The following is a 19,086-nucleotide window of genomic DNA, read 5'->3' on the forward strand; positions in this document are numbered from 1 at the left end:
GGCTTACGACGATATCATCCCTGATACCGCCAGTACTTACGTACTTGCTTACTTTCGGAATCAGCGGTCACTCAATGAATGTCCGCATTACCACAGCCAACGTCAGAACCAACACCGGTCAAAGCCGGGTCGCATTGGTTCTCCACTGAGAATATCTCGGGTTTATTCTATACGCAGAACAGGTATTTAACCCCTGCGTTCTGCATCCGGAGACTCTGTTTGAATCTCCTGCGCAGATTATACATGTTAGCGGGGAGAGGTTATATAGGTTCCTGCCAAAGCAGCTGAACCCATCGAATCTCTTCACCACCCTGACGAGCCCCGGCATATACAGCACCGGGACCCGGTGGCGCAGGCCCCCTGCGAGGGAGTTGCGCCCGGTCGGAGGCAGGATGCCACAATCCCGGATATGCTCCGGGTTGCGGCTGATTCGGGCGCTGTTGCGCGGAGCAGTGCCCCGTCGCGGCGCCCTCCTGCCTCCTGCGACTCTACATAGAATGCTATTCGTACTTATAAAGGTTCGGATTTTCCAGAGATTTGGAGATGCCGGGACAGAAGACACATCAAAGAAACCCGGCAGACACACCCCGTTGAATCAGATTCAAAGAGGCCATGATGAAGACGCGCAGATACTCTGATCAAATAGCGAAGACCGAACCCTTCCCCGCCACATACAGACATTCCGGGAACACCAAAGAGATACCCCCAGAGACCTGTCAGTAGCCACCAGAGGAATAGAATAGGATAGATTAATCTCTCTTGCATCGCTGAAAAGAGTGGTATCCATGACTGAAGGTTCAAATCAAGGTCGGCGCCCCGCCATATCACTGTATGCCGTCACCGAATGGAACCCCGAAGAGATAGTCCTCCTCTACCGTGAGGCAGGATGGTGGGATGAGACCTATGACTCTGCCAATATACCCGCCCTCATCAAGGGGAGCCACCGGTTCGTCGTCGCCGTCGATGAAAGAACCGGCTCAGCTGTCGGCATGGGGAGGACGATATCAGATGGCGTCTCGGATGCCTATATACAGGATCTCGTCGTCCTCAGACAGTACCGGAGATGCCGTATTGGAGTGGAGATCGTCAGGCATCTCCTTGATCTCTGCGCGGAAGATGGCATCGGCTGGATCGGACTCATTGCAGAACCTGGTTCAGACCCCTTCTATGAGAGGATAGGGTTCCGACCGATGATACAATATATCCCGATGCTGTATAAATGAAAGGAAGATAATGCTCTCTTTAGATGATTTTTCACCGGTAACGCTGGAGAGCAGAGATGCAATCGAGCGATATCTGCAGTTATACCCCCAGACTCACAGCGATAATACCACCATCAATATGCTCTGCTGGAATCATTATGCCAATTATCATTATTCCATACAGAATGATTCACTCCTCATCATGACGATCGTCAATGGTGAGCGGACATTCCGCCTCCCTATCGGACCCAGGGATGATGGACTCATCACTGATCTCTTCTCTCTTGCATACCGGGAAGGGGGAGAGATCCCGATTCAGATGCTTGATGAGACAACCCGGCAGTGGACTGAGAACATCTACCCGGATCTCCCAATCCATGAGGATCGTGACTTTGCCGATTATGTCTATCTCGCCTCAGATCTCGCCGACCTGCCAGGAAAGAAATATGTCACCATCCGGGGCCACATTAACAAATTTTTGAAATCCCGGAAATACTCAGTCGAGGCGATCACCAGGGATAAACTCGCCGAGATACGGATCTTCCTTGATGAATGGTGTGAATGGAAACATTGCGACGAGATACCAATTCTTGCCTATGAGCGGGATGCAGTCATCTATGCGGTTGACAACTTCAACGACCTCCAGTGCCGCGGAATCCTCATCAGGACCGGAGAGGGGATAGGAGCAATTGCTATCTGGGGAGAACTGAACCCGGAGACGATTGTCGTTCACTTTGAAAAGGCCCTCCCCGGGTTTGACGGCACCTATAAGGTGATCAATATGAGGACAGCAAAGACGGTGCAGGGTTCATACAGGTTCATCAACCGCGAGTCGGATATGGGAGCCCCAGGACTCCGCGAGGCAAAGAGCAGATACCATCCCGATCATATGGCACCAGTCTGGTACATCCGACGGAAGGAGATGGAGGCCAGAGCAGAGCTCTTCTTTGAGGATAAATAATCGAGACAGTAACTACCTCACACCCCCCATCCCCTTCTCTTTTCGGTGGATACAGTACGCAGAAATGCAACAGTCCGATAAGCCCGGCATAGCCTGTGTTAAAAAGATACATACCCAGGTACACCATGCACCAAATACAACTGATCCCGGACGACCATCAGGAAGACTCAATAGACAACTATCATAATGCCGTCCGCATAAAAGATGTATATGCAGTACCTCATCACCGGCGGCGCCGGATTTATCGGATCGAACCTTGCAGATCAGCTCGCAAAAGAGCATACAATAACCATCATCGACAACTTTGCCACAGGCAGGCGTGAGAATGTTCAGGATCTCATCGATCACCCGAATGTCACCTTCATCGAAGGGAGCATCACCGATGCCGATCTGATGCATGAGATCACAAAAGGGATCGATGGCATCTTTCACCAGGCAGCCATCCCATCCGTTCCCCGCTCAGTGAGAGATCCGATCACAACGAACGAGGCAAATATCACCGGCACATTGCAGGTACTTTTCGCCGCAAAAGAGAATAATGTCCGCAAAGTCGTCACCGCTTCATCTTCCTCGGTCTATGGCGACACCCCGACCCTCCCAAAAGAAGAGGGAATGGCCGCCAACCCCCTCTCCCCTTATGCAGTAACGAAGCTCACAGACGAGTACTATGGCAAGGTCTTCTCGGAACTCTATGGCATCCAGACCGTCTTCCTCAGGTACTTCAATGTCTTTGGGCCCCGGCAGGATCCCAATTCAGAATATGCTGCCGTCATCCCCAAGTTCATCACCCGGCTCCTTCAGAACGAATCCCCGATCATCTACGGTGATGGCGGCCAGACACGCGACTTTACCTTCATCGCCGATGTTGTCCAGGCAAACCGGAAGGCGATGGAGAGCGATGCAATCGGCATCTATAATATCGCCTGTGGGAAGCGGATCAGCCTCAATGATCTCGCAAAAACCCTCATGGAGATTACAGGCATACACCGCCCGTTAATATATGAAAACGAGCGGGAGGGAGATATCCGCGACTCGCTCGCCGATATTTCCAGAGCAGAGACAGCGTTTGGCTTTGATCCGGAATATACTCTTGAAGAGGGACTGAAAGAGACTGTCGCCTGGTTCCGGAAGAGGCTGTAAGGGCAGAAGGTAACAAAGAGAAGACACGATCTGAAGGAAGATCCCTCCCCCGGGCGTCCCCGTCCTAAAGTGGAAGAAGAGGGGAGACCTTCAGACAACTTTAATTTTTTCGGTGCACCCCTCACAGCAGAGAGGAGTACGATCAATATCGATGAAAGAGACCATAAGAAGGTCACACGAAAATACAAATACTTCTGGAATATTTTGGAAAAAGAAGGTGAATGGGCCTGTCCGGATTCGAACCGGAGATCTTCGCCGTGTAAGGGCGACGTCATAACCAGCTAGACCACAAGCCCGTTCTGCCTATACCTATTATCCTGCTGACAGTTAAAGACTGTCGTTCGTGTCCGTCCAAAATGAAGGAGAGAGTCCGTCTGAACCTCTCCTCCACCCAGGTCATTCACAGTTCAGATCAGGCCAAATGACTTCAGTGTCACTTCAGGGTTCACAGCACCGACATGGTAGACTGCGCCCTCTGAGAGCTCGTTGATGACAACCTCTGCCGGGGAGAAGAGCGAAGTGTCGATCTGGTAGAAGTCATAGTTGGCTTCCTTGAAGATGTCATTGAAGGGCTTGCCATAGCCTTTCGAGGTGTTGCTTGGGATCTTCCCGAGATACTCCTTAATCTCAGGAGCATTCATCGTCAGGAAGATTCTGCCATAGTAGATGGTTGCATCGTTTGTAACACCCATCGCAAGCTTCGGGCCGCGGACCGGTGGAATCGGAGCAGTACCGATGGCTGCTGAGATCTTCTTTGTGTCAAAGCCAAGTTCGTTCAGTTTGTAGACAGCAGTCTCGACACAGCGGCCTGCCACCTGGATTGACCCGACGATCGAGGAGGTGGGTGCAACGACGGCACAGACATTCTCGACCTCGACGTTACATGCCTCTGCAATCTTCTCCATAACCTCGCCATTTGGCAGGGTGTCGGACTCAAGACAGATGACGGCTGAGTCAAACTCATCCTCGTACTCGATGACCTCGTAGGTGTGCTTCGGCTTCAGCGAGAGTGCACGGGCAGGACCGCTCCCCATCGCAAAGAAGTTCCCGGCCTTCACAGTCCATCCTGCCTTCTGAGCTCCAAGGCAGGAGATTGCCGGAAAGTCCGTGTTGATATCGATAAACGGCTGGGGGAACTGGTTGATCTCACCCATACGGTAGGTGACCTCGCCAAGGCCCCCCATGCAGATTCTGGTGAAGTACTCGCCCGCACCATAGCCGCCAGGCACACCAACACCACAGTCAACAATCCGTGAACCGTTATCAAGCTCATGGTAGGCGACATTGAGGAGATCGGAGATTTCTACAAGTTCTTCGAAGAGATTTAATCCAAGTTCATTTACACTGACCATACAATCCCTCTAACATCACTAATGAGTAGTGGAGAATAGATAAGAGTTGCCAAATTGATTCATCAAAGGAGATCGAGGACGATCCCCGGATCATACCGGAGAGAGATAACCCGCGTTCTTCCCCTCCCGATACGATAATCCAGATTGATCAGACGGAGCATATCCAGTTTCCTGATTATCTCATAGTACCGGGTGTAGCTGAGCTTCATATCCTTCTTCAGAGCAGCATGCACCTCGCCAGCGGCAGTCCCGGCACCCTCACCACTCATCTCTGCTATAACCGCAAGGACGATCTTCTCCTCATCCCGCAGGCTCCTGATGATCGAGGTGAGATGATAGCGCTGGGAGATCTCGTATGCTTTACAGACATCGTCCCGTGTCACCGTCCTCCGCGCATCCCGCTCAGCCAGGAAACCGGCACGTTTGAGGAGATCGATCCCGGCACGGAGATCACCGCCCCGCATCGTTCTGTCAACAACGAGCTGAAGAACATCCTCGGAGATGACATTGGGATAGAAGCCCTGAGCGACCCGCATCCTGAGGATCTCCTCCACTTCAGCAGCAGTATATGGAGGAAAAAGAACCTCCGTCGTTCTGAGAACGGATGCTACCCTTGCATCAACCGCAGTCGCAATATCAATATCCATATCCGAGAAGATGATGATCAACCCGACCCGGGCATCCCCATATGCCTCATGGGCACGAAGGAGTGGATAGAGAATATTATTGATCTCATTGTCATGGAGGAGATAATTCGCATCATCAAGACAGATGATAAGGACGATATCATCCTTCTGAATACGGCGGCAGACAGCCTCATACACCTGCTTGAAGCTCGTTCCCGACGGTTGGGGGGGATGACCGGCGAGCTTTTTATAGACCTTTGCAATGATTGCATACCGGGTATTATCGATCTGGCAGTTGACATGTACCGGAACGAGCCTCTTCGTCGTCTCCTCGATCTCAGCAAAGAGTTTCTTCACCGTCGTCGTCTTCCCGGTTCCGGGAGGGCCACGGCAGAAGGAGTTCATGGGACGGGCCCCCCGAAGCCCCGGTTGCATCTGAAAGGCGAGATCCGCAGTCTGGGTCTCACGGAAAAGGAACTGATCAGGGACGAAATCCATCTCAAAGACCTCGGGGTCACGAAAGATTGTCTCATCCCACATCAGAAGCCTCTTTACCACAGCAGAATCCCCCTCAGGACTGGTTCATACACTTCTTACAGAGTGTCCGGTTCATGAAGAGGTGGCTTACATCATGCTGCACCTTATTCACCTCCATCCCACAGGCCTCACAGGTATAGACAGGTCCACCAGTCTGAGATTCCGTTGATGTCACCTCAGGAGCAATGTACCCGACATCAGGCCCGGCCATCCCCGGAGAGAGAACTTCAGGGCTCATAGCATCGACAGGAGGCCCTTCTTCAGCAGAAGCCACCAGATCACCCTCAGGCCCGGATACCCCTTTCAGATCAGCATCCGCTTCCATCGGGATGGGATCTGGATAATCATCTCCGGAGAGGTCGCTGCCCGGCGCCTCCTCGTGGAGATCGTCGCTACCGGTAACCGGACAGGTTGCTAATGGCACCACATGCCCCTCAGGAGGATGGAAGGCCCCAAAGACACGGCGCCGGTAATGATCAACACGTTCTGCCGTTGCCGGATCATCCCTCCCAATCCGGGAGAGAAGCGAGTCCATAAACCTGATGAGATCATCTGCCTCCTCATCCGATCCGATCTCTTCGCGTACATCGAGCCTGATATTCTCGTAATTGTCAAGATTAATCGTGATGCCGATCGTCATATCTCTGCGGGAACCCATACTTCAATATCCCCTCATGAAAGAATATGGTTTGCGGAAGAACCATACTTTGGGAGAGCGCATATAGAGGCAGGCAGATGATGAGAGTTACCCCCGCTGATACCAGATGATGACGCAGGGATCTGATGCCGCCTATCATACTCTCTTTTCAAAACCCTCCAATACCGGACAAAACGGTTGAGGGAGAGGAGACACACCATAACGGCCGGTTGAATCCTCGAAACCCTTTACACAACTGTCTTTAGAAACGCAGCCAGTCCGAATCCTCCTCAAGGGTCTTCCGGGAGAAGAGGAGGGGGAGGAGATCCGGCCCGCGCATCAGACCAAGTGAGCCTTTCTTCGCCTCCCGCTCTGAGTAACGCTCCGTTCTGTCCTTTCCTTTCCCAAGAATGGCAAACGGCACGGGATCTGCGGTATGAGTCCTCAGGTGAATCGGGGTAGGATGATCTGGCAGGAGGGCAATCGTTCCATCAAACTCGTCAAGAGCGATACCGATCACCTCATCAAGCCGCTCAATTGCCCGGACCTTCTCTTCAATACTGCCGAGATGCCCTGCTTCATCCGGAGCCTCGACATGGACATAGACGAAATCGAGGCTTTTGAGCGCATCGAGGGCATAGCGGATCTTTGCCTCATAGTCGGTATCAAGGAATCCGGTCGCACCAGGAACCCTGATCACCTCCATCTCTGCAAGACGCGCAATACCAAAGAGGAGATCGACAGCCGAGATGATGCCCCCTTTAAGGCCAAATTTCATGTAGAAGGGGAGAAGCGACGGAGTTTTGCCCCCGCTCCATGGCCAGATGGATGTTGCAGGACGAAGACCACGTTCCAGACGTTTCTGATTCACCGGATGCCCTGCAAAGATCTCCCTGGAAACCTCCATACAGCGCCGTAAAAGCTCTGCATCAGGCCCTTTCGGGAGTGAGGAGGCCACATCCTCTCCAACGATGTCGTGGGGCGGAACGGTCGTTGCGCCTTCCGACCGATGAGCAATGAGGAGATTTCGGTAACTTACCCCGGGATAGAGATCGATCTCGGGAAGCGCGTCTGCAAGTGCCTCAAAGAGTGCCCGCCCCTCCTCACTTGAGATATGGCCTGCTGAGAAATCCTCCATTATCCCGTCCTGAATCGTCACCAGATTACACCTGTATGCGATATCATCCGGTGCAAGCGTAACACCCATCGAGGCAGCCTCAAGGGGACCACGGCCGGTATAGCAGTTTACCGGATCATATCCGATAACCGAGAGGTTTGCCACATCAGACCCTGGCTCATAACCATGTGGGACGGTTCGGAGCGATCCCATCCGGCCTTCACGCGCTATTGCATCCATATTGGGAGTCTTGGCATACTCAAGGGGAGTCAGACCACCAAGTTCCCGGAGTGGTTCATCCGCCATACCATCCCCGAGGATGAGGAGAAATTTCCTCCTCTTTCCGTACTGATCAACCGGAAGCATCGTAGATCTACGTGTGCGTGTCGTATCATTAAAAGCCTCCATAGCACCAATCAGATACCACCTTGAAACCGAATACGAGAGATGCAATCGGGATCTTCCTTCGCGGCCTCCTGATGGGGGGGTCGGATATCATTCCCGGGGTATCGGGAGGAACGATGGCCTTCATCACCGGAATCTATGGCAGGCTCGTCAATGCAATCGCATCAGTCCGTCCCCGGTCACTCCTGCACATTCTGCGCGGAGACGTCAGCTCATTTAAAAAAGACGTGCTTGCAATTGATCCACTCTTTCTTATCACCCTGCTGGCAGGGATTGGGACCGCGGCACTCCTGATGTCACGGATGATCCTCCACATCCTGGAAGGATATCCTGCAGAGGCATTCGGCCTCTTCCTCGGGCTCATTGTTGCATCATCGGTACTGATTGCAGTGCAGGTAAAATCCAGAAATACTCTCGCCATCCTCTTCGTCGGGGGGGGATTTCTTATCGGATACCTGATCGGGGATCTCCCGACCGGCTCATTTGATCACTCCCTCCTGATGATCTTCATCACAGGCATGGTCGCCCTCTGTGCAATGATCCTCCCCGGCATCTCCGGCGCCTACCTCACCCTCATCCTTGGCCAGTATGAGTATCTCCTCCAGGCGATCCGCGATGTCTCACTCCCGGAGATCCTCACTTTCATCGCCGGAGGGGTCGTCGGAATCCTCCTCTTCTCACGAATTCTCCGATATCTCCTTGATCGGTATACTGCCGCGGTCCTTGCCTTCCTCACCGGCCTGATGCTCGGCTCGACCCGGGTTCTCATCGAGCGGATAGAAGAAGCAGGAGGCTTTTCACCAGGTGCAGTCGCAGCCTGTGTCGCAGGTGTACTTCTCATCGGCGGGATCGAATATCTGAGAAAAGAGAAGAGGGAGCATCGTCTCAAAAAGAGAGATTAGATCTCCAGGATCCCCGCCCGGACCGCCTCGCGGACGCTCTCGGCAGATCCGATCGCAGGGCTCCACCCGATGCTCTTCATCTTCTCGATGGAGAGGAGCATCTTTGGGACATCCCCGGTCCATCCCCGGTCGCCACCGGTGAATGAGAAGGTAACATCGGAGAGCCCCATCTCGTCAACCACGACCTCTGCTATGCTGACAACATCGATCCAGTCGGTCGAACCGATGTTATAGAAGTTGTACTGATCCGGGCCATGCTCGGTTGCATAGACCATCGCCTCAACGCAGGCACCAACCGTAAGATATGATTTGGTCTGGGTACCATCGCCAAGAATCTCAAGGTGCATGGGATCCCGCCGGAGCTTCCTGATGAAGTCGAAGATCACGCCATGGTTACTCCGGGGGCCGATGATATTGGCGAACCGGAAGATCGATCCCCGCATCCCATAGGTATGACAATATGACGCGATCATCGCTTCTGATGCAAGTTTGCTCGCCCCATAGACCGATATCGGGATCATGGGCGCATACTCCTCAGGTGTCGGGATGACCGAGGCCTCCCCATAGACCGTCGAGGTCGAAGTAAACGATATCTCGGGGACGCCATGTTCCCGCATCGCCTCAAGCACCTTCATCGTCGCAGTCACATTATTCTCATAGACTGACCAGGGAGTCTCTGCGCTCCCCCTGACATCAGGATCGGCGGCGAGGTGGAAGAGACGATCGGCACCTGCGCATGCCCCCTGCCACCCATCGGAGAGGAGGTCGGCTTCTATCAGCTCCACTTCCCCACTTCCAAGATGAGCGCGGAGATGATCACGGCTCCCTGAAGAGAGAGAGTCGATGACACAGACCCGATCTCCCCGTCCGATGAGAAGATCAACGAGATGAGATCCAATGAATCCGGCACCACCGGTTACGATACTGAACATTATAGACTAATAGGGGAGATAGACCATAGAAGTACCGTTATGTTCATCGGCATCGATCATGGGACGACAGCGATTCGCTTCGCCTCATCAACCGACGGCTTCAAGATGAGCCGAAGCGATGCGCGGGATTTTGTGATCGATGATCTCACCCGCCTCTGCCCGGTTGAAGAGATTGAAGGCATCGCTCTCTGTTACTCAATGGGCGATAACTTCACTGCCATCACCGATATACGAAGGCTGAAGAACCGGGGGGTTATCACACGCGAAGGTGCAGGAGAGCATGTCGGCGGAGGCACCCGGGTCTTTGATATGATCGCCGCCTCAGGCATCCCCGCCATCGCCATCCCCGGCATTCATCGGGGATCCGATACCGATCCAAGATTCAAGATCTATTCACACCAGACAAGCCCTGAGAAGATCGGGATAGCTTATGCAGTCTCAAGGGATCTCGGAAATACCTTCATTGTCTCTGATACAAGCTCGAACACCGTCACCCTCCTCATCAGAGAGTCCCGGATCATTGGAGGATTCGATGCCTGCATCTTTGCCCCCGGTACACGGCACGGCGCACTTGATGTCGACGCAATCAGAAGAATAGATGATGGTGCAGAGACTGCAAACGAGGCGTTCATGCATGCGGGAGTGACCGATAATCTCCCGGAAGAGCTCCATCTCCCGACGATTGCGCTCTTCGCTGCGATGGAATGCGCATCCCTCCTTCTCCTTGCCCCGGAGGCGAAGGTGGCGCTCGCCGGATCGTGTGCGCCTGCCATTGCCAAAGAAGTGAGACAGCTCCTCGACCGGGACATTGCAACCTATGATGAATGGTCCGCCTCACGTGGTCTTTCAATGATCGCAGAAGATATCGCCGCCGGTCGAAGGGAAATACTAGGGATTCCTGTGGACGTGTAAATTTATATGATTAATCGTGTAAGATTATACGGGGTTATTCTTGAGAGAGTTACGCATCCACGGAAGAGGGGGGCAGGGCTCTGTCACCGCGGCTGAACTGATTGCAGTTGCAGCATTTGCAGGTGGCGTGTATGCCCAGGCCTTCCCCGCTTTTGGTGTCGAACGGCGTGGTGCCCCGGTACAGGCGTTCGTCAGGCTTAGTGACGAGACGATCCGCCTCCGGAGCCAGGTTTATGAGCCGGACTACATCATCGTCCAGGACAGCACACTGATTCGGGACGTAAACGTCTTCGCCGGAATGAAGCCGGGAGGGATTGCAATCGTCAATACCGAGAAGTCAGGTGGCTACGAGGCACCCGAAGGTGTCCGGATCATCACTATCGATGCCACAAAGATTGCGCTTGAAGAGATCGGCCTTCCGATCACAAACACCGCCCTGATGGGGGCTTTTGCCGCAGCAACCGGCGAAATAGATTTCTCTGCACTTGAAGACGCAATCCGCGGCAGATTCGAAGGTAAACTTGCGGATACGAACATACGATCCGCCCAGAGAGCCTTTGAGATGGTGAAGGGAGGAAATGCATAATGCCGCTGAATATCGGATGTACTGCCCGCCCCGGCCGGGGCAGGGATAATAAAACAGGTTCATGGCGGGTATTCTACCCAATCTTTACCGAAGAGACCTGTACCGGCTGTGAGATCTGTGTCCTGCTCTGTCCGGAGGGATGCATCGAGAAAAAGGGCGAGAAGAAGTATGTTCCGGATCTCGATTATTGCAAAGGCTGCGGACTCTGTGCAGAAGAGTGTCCCGGAGACGCGATCACCATGGAGAAGGAGGAGAAGTAGATGAAAGAGATACTTGAAGGATCACACGCGGTCGCCGAGGCTGTCCGGCTCTGCCGGCCACAGGTCGTATCCGCATACCCGATCACTCCCCAGACCCATATCGTCGAGGCGCTCGCTTCGATGGTCGCAGACTGCAAGCTTGATGCCGAGTATATCTGTGTCGAGAGCGAGTTTTCCGCACTCTCCGCATGTATCGGCGCTTCGACCGCCGGATCACGGACGTACTCAGCAACCACATCACAGGGCCTTGCCCTGATGTATGAGGTCTGCTTTAATGCAGCAGGGATGCGCCTCCCGATCGTGATGACGATCGCAAACAGGGCAATGAGCGCACCACTCTCCATCTGGAACGATCAGCAGGACTCGATCTCGCTTCGTGACTCCGGCTGGATCCAGTTGTATGCGGAAGATAACCAGGAGGCACTTGATCTTCATCTCCTCGCTTATCGGGTCTGTGAAGATCATGACATCCTCCTGCCGGCATTCGTCTGTTTTGACGGCTTCATTTTATCACACACCTATGAGCCTGTTGATATGCCGACGCAGGAAGAGGTCGATGCATACCTGCCCGCATTCAACCCATACCAGCGGCTGGATGCAAAGGATCCCATCTCATTTGGGATGTATGCCACCCCGGACTACTATATGGAGTTCCGCTACGAGAACCAGCGGGCAATGCTCCGGGCGAAAGAGGCTATTGTCAGGTATGGAACCCTCTTCAAAGAGCAGTTTGGCCGTGACTACAGCGGACTTATCGAAGGGTACGAACTTGAAGACGCAGAGATCGCCCTTGTCGCGATGGGTTCGATCTGTGGGACCGTGAAGGACGCAATCGATGAGATGAGAAAAGACGGTATCAAGGTAGGTCTCCTGAAGATCCGGTGCTTCCGTCCATTCCCTGACGAGGAGATCGCCGCCGCACTTGCACATGTGAAGACAGTGGCAATCCTTGACAAGAACGTCTCACTCGGATCAAAAGGTGCAGTCGGCCTTGAGATCAAGGATGCACTCTATGGGTCATCGATTGCAGTCTATGACTATATCCTCGGTCTTGGTGGAAGAGATATCAGAAAGAAGGACATCAGAGCGATCACGAAACTCGCCGAACAGGGGAGTGGCGATATGTTCTATGGACTGCGCGAGGAGTTGTTGTAAATGGTCGATAAAAGTATTGAAAACTTCGAGTGCGGTCACCGGGCGTGTGGCGGGTGCGGTGCGGCAACTGCTGTGCGGATGATCCTCAAAGGCGCCGGAGAGGATGTCATCGTCGTCTCCCCGACCGGATGTCTTGAGGTCTTCACGACACCCTACCCGGAGACTGCATGGAAGGTTCCCTGGATTCACTCACTCTTTGAAAATGCCGCAGCTGTTGCTTCAGGAATCGAGGCCTCACTCAAACGGCAGGGGCGCAGCGAGAAGGTTCTCGTCATCGGGGGTGACGGAGCTACGGTCGATATCGGGATGCTCTGCCTTTCAGGGGCCTTTGAGCGGAACCATGACATCACCTACATCTGCTATGACAATGAGGCGTACATGAACACTGGGATCCAGCGATCCGGTGCAACCCCCTTCGACGCGAGCACCTCAACAAGCCCGGCAGGATCCTGCTCGATGGGGAATAAGCATGCAAAGAAGGATGTTCCAGCCATCCTTGCCGCCCATGGATCACCATATGTCGCAACGGCATCCCTCTCATACCCGACCGATCTCATGAAGAAGGTTGAGACAGCCGTCAACACCCCTGGAGCCACGTATATCCAGATTCATGCACCATGCTGTACAGGATGGGGCTTTGAGGGAGATCAGACGGTGGCTGTCGGAAAGCTTGCCATCGAGACCGGACTCTGGGTAAACTATGAGATGGTCGATGGTGTCCTCAGGAAAGCGAAGAAGGTGAAGAGAAAACCGGTCGAGGAGTATCTCTCGGTGCAGAAGCGGTTCCGCCACCTCTTCAAGCCAAAGAGAAATGAAGAAGAGATCGCAAAGATTCAGGCGATCGCGGATGCAAATGCCGCAAAATTTGGGATCGATATTTAACGATCCCAACTACTCTTTTGTGCTCACCCTCATTGTGTAATAACCAAAGAGGAGAATAACCATCACCATTATCCAGATCATTCCGAATGCATGGAGGATGATCTCCCGGGTCTCATCATAGTACCTGAGATCAGCATATCGCGTCTTCTCCCAGGTGATCGCAAGGCCATCTTCAACGACCCCGGTCTTTCCACCCTGGCTCACATACCCAAGGAACGGATTTCTGACATCATATGCTGCCGGAAGATAGACCGTGACATTATGAGGATCAGAAAAGACTGCGGCAAATGAGTTGCCGGAGAGCGTTCCTTCATAGAAGAGCTGGTAATCTCCTTTCGGGAAGGTGATCCTCGATTCGCCATCTCCAGAGAACACTATCTCTCCAGATCCGTCAATAAGCCTGATATCACGGGCCTGTATCGGGACGGCCTCCCCAAGGAGACCGGGCTCTGTGAACCGGTACTCCTCGGCATCCACCACTTCAATGACTGCCGAGTACCCGGTCCCGTTCTCATATACCGTAAAGACGGCATCCAGGGCTGAGACCGGAGCTGCCAGTATCAGAGCTGCAAGGCAGAGAGCAATGCAGGCAATGTAGCGTCGATCTCTATGGGGGGACTGCATTGAGCTATCACCGTCTGGGGATCTTTGAGGAGGTGGCCAGTTACGACACAGACGATCTCTTCATCAGAATCGATCATTCCTATCTCCTGTAATTTCTTAATTCCTGCAACCGATGCAGCCGAAGCCGGCTCAACACCGATTCCCTCAAGCCGGGCAAGATCCCGTTGCATCGAGAGGATCTCTTCATCGGTCACCGATTCTGCGATACCGCCGGTCTTCCTGATGGCAATGAGTGCCTTCTCACCATTCACCGGGGCACCGATCCGTATTGCGGTCGCCACCGTCTCCGGTGAGGCGTCAGGGACTACTGAAGGGAGATCACCCTGGATCGCACGGACGACGGGGGCGGATCCGGCTGCCTGAATTCCGGTCATCTTCGGGATCGTATCGATCCAGCCGAGATCGAGCCATTCTGTGAGCCCTTTATAGACTGCGGAGATATTGCCGGCATTGCCAACGGGAAGGACGATTCGATCAGGAACATATCCAAGCTGATCAATCACCTCGTATCCGATCGTCTTCTGCCCCTCCAGCCTGTACGGGTTCACCGAGTTGAGGAGGTAGATGCCATGTGAGATACAGAGCTCGTGTACCATCTCAAGGGCGCGGTCGAAGTTGCCGTTGATCGAGATGACCCGCGCGCCATGCATCAGTGCCTGGGCAACCTTTCCGATGGCAACCTTCCCTGCCGGAAGGAGCACAACTGAAGGGATCCCGGCCCGTGCAGCATATGCAGCAAGGCTGGCCGAGGTATTCCCGGTACTGGCACAGGCGACCATCTTCATATTCAACTGGATGGCCATCGAGACACCAAGTGTCATCCCGCGATCCTTGAACGAACCGGTTGGGTTCATTCCCTCATGCTTTGCATAGAGGTTTTTAAGGCCAATCTCTTCACCAATCCGCTTGAGGTGGTAGAGTGGGGTGCCTCCCTCCTGCAGTGTCACCGGCGGGATATCAACCGGAAGGAGTTCACGGTACCGCCAGACAGAGAGTGGTCTTGAGAGGAGATCAGAGCGTGAAACAGAGATGGTATCAATATCATACTCGACCGTTAGGAGGTGGCCACATGCAGAACAGGTGTATATGACCGCATCCGGTGGATATTGGGTGTTACAATGGATGCAGACGAGACGATGCATGCGTATAGATGTGATCCGATGGATAATAAGAGGAAGGGATTCACCGGACATCCGCTGATATGAAGAAGATGAGCCAGAGGAGAGGGAGAAGAATGATCCCCGAGTATGGATAGATGTCATCAGCCACAACCCCGTATACCGGCAGGAAAAGGATGAAGAGACCGGCAAGGCCAAGTGTGCAGAGATAGAGGAGAGGTCGGATATCCGTCTTCTCTCCGGTCCTGATGCTGCCGGAGAGTCGCCTGCGTGAGAGGGGGAAGAGCCATCCTATTCCGGTCAGTGTACAGGTGTCTGCGGCGAGATGAATGAGCGCACCACAAAAAAATGCCACAATAAAGATGAGGATCTGTTCGGTCAGGTAGATCTCACAATAGCCTGCACATGCGAGGAGGAAGAGGGCGATGATGACCGACATGATCGTTATGCCCGGGAGCGAATGCAGGAGACCCCGATGTCGTGGTGTACACCGCTTCCCATAGATGGCCATGAAGACGAGAGATGCGGGATAGTAGATCAGATATCTGATGGCATACATGAATATGGAGGTCAGAGGAGAGAAGCCGCCCTGATTATTCACGGGTGAACGTCTGATATCGGCATCCGGCGCCATTGATCCGATGAAAAGGCCCGAAAACAGAAGGATGTAGGTTCCAGGAGATGGTGGCAGAAGGGGGATGAAGAGCAGCCCACCAGAGAGAAGTGACAGGCCAAGATGCTCAGATCCTTTCATTCTCTATTATAGGAGGTTAGATCCATGTAAATGTCACGCCGGAGGTCTCTTTGCATCGGAAACGCCTCCCTCACCTGCTGAATCTGATCTGAGGAGATCGGTGCCGATATCAGAGCCTCACCATCACCCGCCCGGGAGATCACCTCCCCCGAAGGATCAACGATACATGAGCCGCCACAGTACGTATCGACAGGTGTTCTGCCTGTTGTACAGACAGCGGCAAGATAGAACTGGTTCTCAACCGCCCGCGCTCTGGCAAAGAGATGGAAGTGATCCAGTCGACTGCAGGGCCATGCAGCAGGAACGATCATACATTCCGCCCCACGATCGGCATATCGCCTGAAGAGTTCGGGGAACCGGAGATCATAACAGATGGCACATCCAACCCGTATACCCGCAATATCACAGATAACAAACGCATCCCCGGCTGTATACTGCTCACCCTCCCCCCCGGGGGTGAAGAGATGAATCTTTGCATACCGACCCTTCAGCGTGCCGTCGGGATCGATGAGGAGTGTTGTATTCCTGACACCCCCATCAGATATCTCGCGATGAGATCCCGCAATCCAGACACCATACTCCTCTGCGATCCGGCTCCATCCTGAGATGATCGGACCCTCATCACCCTCGGCATGACGTGTCGATCCCGGATCCCAACCGGTGGCAAACTGTTCGGGAAAGACGATGAGATCTGCGCCCCGGCATACAGCCTCGGATACCGCATCATCTGCCTTCTGAAGACTGGCATCCGGATCATCGATCACTGATGCAAGCTGGGCTAAGCAGATCTCCATCTACTCACCCTGCCGCTCCTTTCCTGAAAAATATCCGGTGAGGATGACAACAACAGCTACCATGGCAATAAGCATCGCAATGGCGATGAGAACCATCGGGGTATAGCTGACCTCATACCCAAGCGTCATCAACCCGACAAGTCCTGCTCCGATGATCATACACCCCCCGAGGAAGAGGAAAAAGAGATCAAATCCATTCACTTGCACCATTACAGACCTCCAATAAGAATCGGAAACGCCGTCCTGAGCCCGGTAATGACGAACTGGACCGCAATGGCGATCAACAGTATCCCCATCAGCCGCCCGATCACACGGTACTCCCTCGGGCCAATATATTTCGTTATTATATCAGCGTTCTTCATCATATAATAGTTAATCCCGATGACGAAGGGGCAGAGGAAGAAGACCAGTGCATATGCATAGATACCAAAATCCGTTGCCTCATTCATCAGGACAATGACTGTTGTGATCGTTCCAGGACCCGATATCATCGGAACCGCAAGCGGGACGATCGAGACGTCATCAGTATCGATCCCCTCATACTTCTCGGTTGCGGTCATCTTCGTCCGCGAGGTCTTTGCATAGACCATCTCCATCCCGATGCCGAAGAGGAGGATACCACCGGCAACACGGAACGCCTCAAGGGATATACCAAAGAGCTGCAGAATCAACCCTCCTGCAATCGCAAACGTCAGCATAACGAAAAGAGCAACACGGTTGGCATCATATGCAACCTTGAGCCGATCTGCCTTCTCCATCGTATCCGTCAGGCTGACGTAGATGAGCGCTACTGCCAGCGGATTGACAATGATCAGGAGTGACGAGAGGGAGAGAAGCCCAAAGGTCAGGAGATCGGCCATTGATCTACGATTGAACCTCTTTGTTTAAGGCATTTCTGGAAGCTGATAAAAAAGAAGAGTGTGGAGGTGATAGATCTTATTCGTACAGCATCGACTCAGCGATACCAGAATATGCAACGAGATCATCGCTTCCAAAATGGATGGCGATCTCGCGCTCTCCTGATGCCGGTGAATCAGAGGCATGAATGACGTTTCTGCCGATATCAACAGCAAAGTCACCACGGATGGTGCCTGGAACTGCTTCGACAGGATTGGTTGCACCAACAAGAGACCGGATGATGCCGACCGCATTCTTCCCTTCCCAGACCATCAGAAAGACTGGGCCGCTCATGATATAGGTCTTGAGACCGGGGAAGAAGGGCTTCTCAAGGTGCTCGTTGTACTGTGCTGCAACCCGATCCTCAGGGAGGCATTCGAATCGTGCAGCAAGCATCTTCAGGCCTTTTCTCTCAAACCGGGAGATGATCTCACCGATGAGTCCTCTCTGGACACCATCGGGTTTGATCATCACAAAGGAGCGTTCCATCCGGATTACTCCTTACCAAGGGCCTTACGGCCTGCTGCGGTCCATTCGACACGGCGCGGAACTCTCCGGAGCCGGTAGTTGCTCTGGCACTTTGAGGAGCAGAAATAGAAGATCGCACCGTCCTTACGGACGAAGAGTTTGCCGGTCCCTGGTTCGAGCTGATCGCCACAGAAACTGCAGGTGTACTTCTCGACCATCCTGTTCACCGCCTCGAGAGCTTCTTCGCTTCACGTTCAGTCTCAAGGAGCATCAGGATATCTCCCTCCCGGATGGGACCGAAGGTATTGCGGGTGATGATCCGCCCCTTATTTGGGCCATCAAGGATCCTGCACTTCACCTGGGATGCCTCACCGTGCATCCCGGTAAGCCCGATCACTTCGATGACTTCTGCCGGCGTTCCATTATCAGCCATAGAACACTCAGCCTCTCAGTGCAGTAACTTTTGTTACAATCTCTTCAACGAGATCCTTGGCTTTTCCGGATTTAACGATTGCAACTGCTGCAGAACCGACATCGAGACCACAAGCGGCACCGATCTCGGACTGTTTGGTAATGAAGATGAATGGAATCTCCTTCTCCATGCAGAGAGGGGGGAGGTGCATCACAATCTCTTCGGGCTCGACATCTCCGCCGACCAGAACAAGCTGGGCAATGCCACGTTCCACAGATTTTGTTGCCTCGTTTGATCCTTTCTTAATCTTTCCGGTATCCCGTGCAAGCTCAAGCGCTTCAAGCGCACTATTCTGAAGCTCTTCAGGAACCTCAAATTTCTGGTACATCTTTGACATAACTCACCTCATTCAG

At 53.3% G+C, this 19,086-nt stretch carries 24 protein-coding genes and 1 tRNA gene; 9 read left to right on the forward strand and 16 right to left on the reverse strand.

The genetic code is table 11. The annotated features are described in order from the left end of the window. The first annotated feature begins 785 nt into the window (after window positions 1–785). The 3 genes from RJ53_RS06560 to RJ53_RS06570 all read left to right on the forward strand — a co-directional run bounded on the left by RJ53_RS06560 (window position 786) and on the right by RJ53_RS06570 (window position 3,303). Window positions 786–1,223: a GNAT family N-acetyltransferase gene (locus RJ53_RS06560; protein WP_211530830.1), complete on the forward strand. Its 438-nt coding sequence runs from the start codon at window positions 786–788 to the stop codon at window positions 1,221–1,223. Between the two features lie 10 nt (window positions 1,224–1,233). Further along, window positions 1,234–2,163, forward strand: coding sequence for a DUF2156 domain-containing protein (locus RJ53_RS06565; protein ID WP_211530831.1), 930 nt, complete (start codon window positions 1,234–1,236; stop codon window positions 2,161–2,163). Window positions 2,164–2,373: 210 nt separating this feature from the next. Further along, window positions 2,374–3,303: an SDR family oxidoreductase gene (locus tag RJ53_RS06570; RefSeq protein ID WP_211530832.1), complete on the forward strand. Its 930-nt coding sequence runs from the start codon at window positions 2,374–2,376 to the stop codon at window positions 3,301–3,303. A gap of 222 nt (window positions 3,304–3,525) precedes the next feature. Here RJ53_RS06570 and RJ53_RS06575 read toward each other — a convergent pair. From RJ53_RS06575 to RJ53_RS06595, 5 genes are all read right to left on the reverse strand, one after another. Next, window positions 3,526–3,599: transfer RNA gene (locus tag RJ53_RS06575), tRNA-Val, on the reverse strand. Window positions 3,600–3,710: 111 nt separating this feature from the next. After that, the gene (mch, locus tag RJ53_RS06580; protein ID WP_211530833.1) at window positions 3,711–4,655 is read right to left on the reverse strand and encodes a methenyltetrahydromethanopterin cyclohydrolase; all 945 of its coding nucleotides are present in this window, start codon (window positions 4,653–4,655) and stop codon (window positions 3,711–3,713) included. Window positions 4,656–4,717: 62 nt separating this feature from the next. Next, window positions 4,718–5,839, reverse strand: a complete 1,122-nt coding sequence (locus RJ53_RS06585; protein WP_211530834.1) for an ORC1-type DNA replication protein — start codon at window positions 5,837–5,839, stop codon at window positions 4,718–4,720. A gap of 13 nt (window positions 5,840–5,852) precedes the next feature. Beyond that, entirely contained in the window at window positions 5,853–6,458 is a 606-nt protein-coding gene (locus tag RJ53_RS06590; protein ID WP_211530835.1) for a hypothetical protein, read from the reverse strand. Window positions 6,459–6,717: 259 nt separating this feature from the next. Further along, entirely contained in the window at window positions 6,718–7,938 is a 1,221-nt protein-coding gene (locus RJ53_RS06595) for a cofactor-independent phosphoglycerate mutase (protein WP_211530836.1), read from the reverse strand. 62 nt (window positions 7,939–8,000) lie between these two features. Between RJ53_RS06595 and RJ53_RS06600 the strand changes: the two genes are divergently transcribed. Next, window positions 8,001–8,879: a DUF368 domain-containing protein gene (locus RJ53_RS06600; RefSeq protein WP_246496029.1), complete on the forward strand. Its 879-nt coding sequence runs from the start codon at window positions 8,001–8,003 to the stop codon at window positions 8,877–8,879. Here RJ53_RS06600 and RJ53_RS06605 read toward each other — a convergent pair. After that, complete coding sequence (locus tag RJ53_RS06605) at window positions 8,876–9,811, reverse strand: NAD-dependent epimerase/dehydratase family protein (protein WP_211530837.1); 936 nt, start codon at window positions 9,809–9,811, stop codon at window positions 8,876–8,878. The two genes, RJ53_RS06600 and RJ53_RS06605, sit on opposite strands and share 4 nt — an antisense overlap. A gap of 39 nt (window positions 9,812–9,850) precedes the next feature. Here RJ53_RS06605 and RJ53_RS06610 point away from each other — a divergent pair, with 39 nt between their 5' ends. From RJ53_RS06610 to RJ53_RS06630, 5 genes are read left to right on the forward strand one after another with little or no spacing between them, the layout of a single operon-like run. Beyond that, window positions 9,851–10,723, forward strand: coding sequence for a methanogenesis marker 12 protein (locus RJ53_RS06610; RefSeq protein ID WP_211530838.1), 873 nt, complete (start codon window positions 9,851–9,853; stop codon window positions 10,721–10,723). 40 nt (window positions 10,724–10,763) lie between these two features. Next, window positions 10,764–11,309, forward strand: coding sequence for a pyruvate ferredoxin oxidoreductase subunit gamma (locus RJ53_RS06615; protein WP_211530839.1), 546 nt, complete (start codon window positions 10,764–10,766; stop codon window positions 11,307–11,309). Next, complete coding sequence (locus tag RJ53_RS06620; RefSeq protein WP_211530840.1) at window positions 11,309–11,569, forward strand: 4Fe-4S binding protein; 261 nt, start codon at window positions 11,309–11,311, stop codon at window positions 11,567–11,569. Before RJ53_RS06615 ends, RJ53_RS06620 begins: the two co-directional genes overlap by 1 nt. Next, window positions 11,570–12,724, forward strand: coding sequence for a pyruvate synthase subunit PorA (porA, locus tag RJ53_RS06625; protein WP_211530841.1), 1,155 nt, complete (start codon window positions 11,570–11,572; stop codon window positions 12,722–12,724). Then, entirely contained in the window at window positions 12,725–13,606 is an 882-nt protein-coding gene (locus RJ53_RS06630; protein WP_211530842.1) for a thiamine pyrophosphate-dependent enzyme, read from the forward strand. Window positions 13,607–13,615: 9 nt separating this feature from the next. Here the strand turns inward: RJ53_RS06630 and RJ53_RS06635 are convergent, their stop codons facing one another. The 10 genes from RJ53_RS06635 to rpl7ae form a co-directional block, all read right to left on the reverse strand. Further along, on the reverse strand, window positions 13,616–14,230 hold the full coding sequence (locus tag RJ53_RS06635; protein ID WP_211530843.1) for a DUF5803 family protein: 615 nt from the start codon (window positions 14,228–14,230) through the stop codon (window positions 13,616–13,618). Continuing rightward, a complete protein-coding gene (gene thrC, locus RJ53_RS06640; protein WP_211530844.1) occupies window positions 14,167–15,372 on the reverse strand; it encodes a threonine synthase in 1,206 nt (401 codons plus the stop codon). Before thrC ends, RJ53_RS06635 begins: the two co-directional genes overlap by 64 nt. Window positions 15,373–15,412: 40 nt before the next feature. Further along, window positions 15,413–16,102, reverse strand: coding sequence for a metal-dependent hydrolase (locus tag RJ53_RS06645; RefSeq protein ID WP_211530845.1), 690 nt, complete (start codon window positions 16,100–16,102; stop codon window positions 15,413–15,415). Continuing rightward, window positions 16,099–16,896, reverse strand: coding sequence for a nitrilase-related carbon-nitrogen hydrolase (locus RJ53_RS06650; protein WP_211530846.1), 798 nt, complete (start codon window positions 16,894–16,896; stop codon window positions 16,099–16,101). Before RJ53_RS06650 ends, RJ53_RS06645 begins: the two co-directional genes overlap by 4 nt. Beyond that, the gene (locus tag RJ53_RS06655) at window positions 16,897–17,106 is read right to left on the reverse strand and encodes a hypothetical protein (protein WP_211530847.1); all 210 of its coding nucleotides are present in this window, start codon (window positions 17,104–17,106) and stop codon (window positions 16,897–16,899) included. After that, window positions 17,106–17,756, reverse strand: coding sequence for a MarC family protein (locus RJ53_RS06660; protein ID WP_211530848.1), 651 nt, complete (start codon window positions 17,754–17,756; stop codon window positions 17,106–17,108). Before RJ53_RS06660 ends, RJ53_RS06655 begins: the two co-directional genes overlap by 1 nt. A 76-nt stretch (window positions 17,757–17,832) precedes the next feature. Continuing rightward, entirely contained in the window at window positions 17,833–18,282 is a 450-nt protein-coding gene (gene ndk, locus RJ53_RS06665; protein WP_211530849.1) for a nucleoside-diphosphate kinase, read from the reverse strand. Window positions 18,283–18,287: 5 nt separating this feature from the next. Next, window positions 18,288–18,479 carry a 50S ribosomal protein L24e gene (locus RJ53_RS06670; protein WP_211530850.1) on the reverse strand — a complete coding sequence of 64 codons (192 nt, stop codon included), beginning with the start codon at window positions 18,477–18,479 and terminating at the stop codon, window positions 18,288–18,290. 5 nt (window positions 18,480–18,484) lie between these two features. After that, a complete protein-coding gene (locus RJ53_RS06675; protein WP_211530851.1) occupies window positions 18,485–18,694 on the reverse strand; it encodes a 30S ribosomal protein S28e in 210 nt (69 codons plus the stop codon). A gap of 7 nt (window positions 18,695–18,701) precedes the next feature. Further along, window positions 18,702–19,070 carry a 50S ribosomal protein L7Ae gene (rpl7ae, locus tag RJ53_RS06680; RefSeq protein WP_211530852.1) on the reverse strand — a complete coding sequence of 123 codons (369 nt, stop codon included), beginning with the start codon at window positions 19,068–19,070 and terminating at the stop codon, window positions 18,702–18,704. Window positions 19,071–19,086: the final 16 nt, after the last annotated feature.

Origin of the sequence: Methanocalculus chunghsingensis (genome assembly GCF_018132105.1) — an archaeon.
Lineage (GTDB): Archaea > Halobacteriota > Methanomicrobia > Methanomicrobiales > Methanocorpusculaceae > Methanocalculus > Methanocalculus chunghsingensis.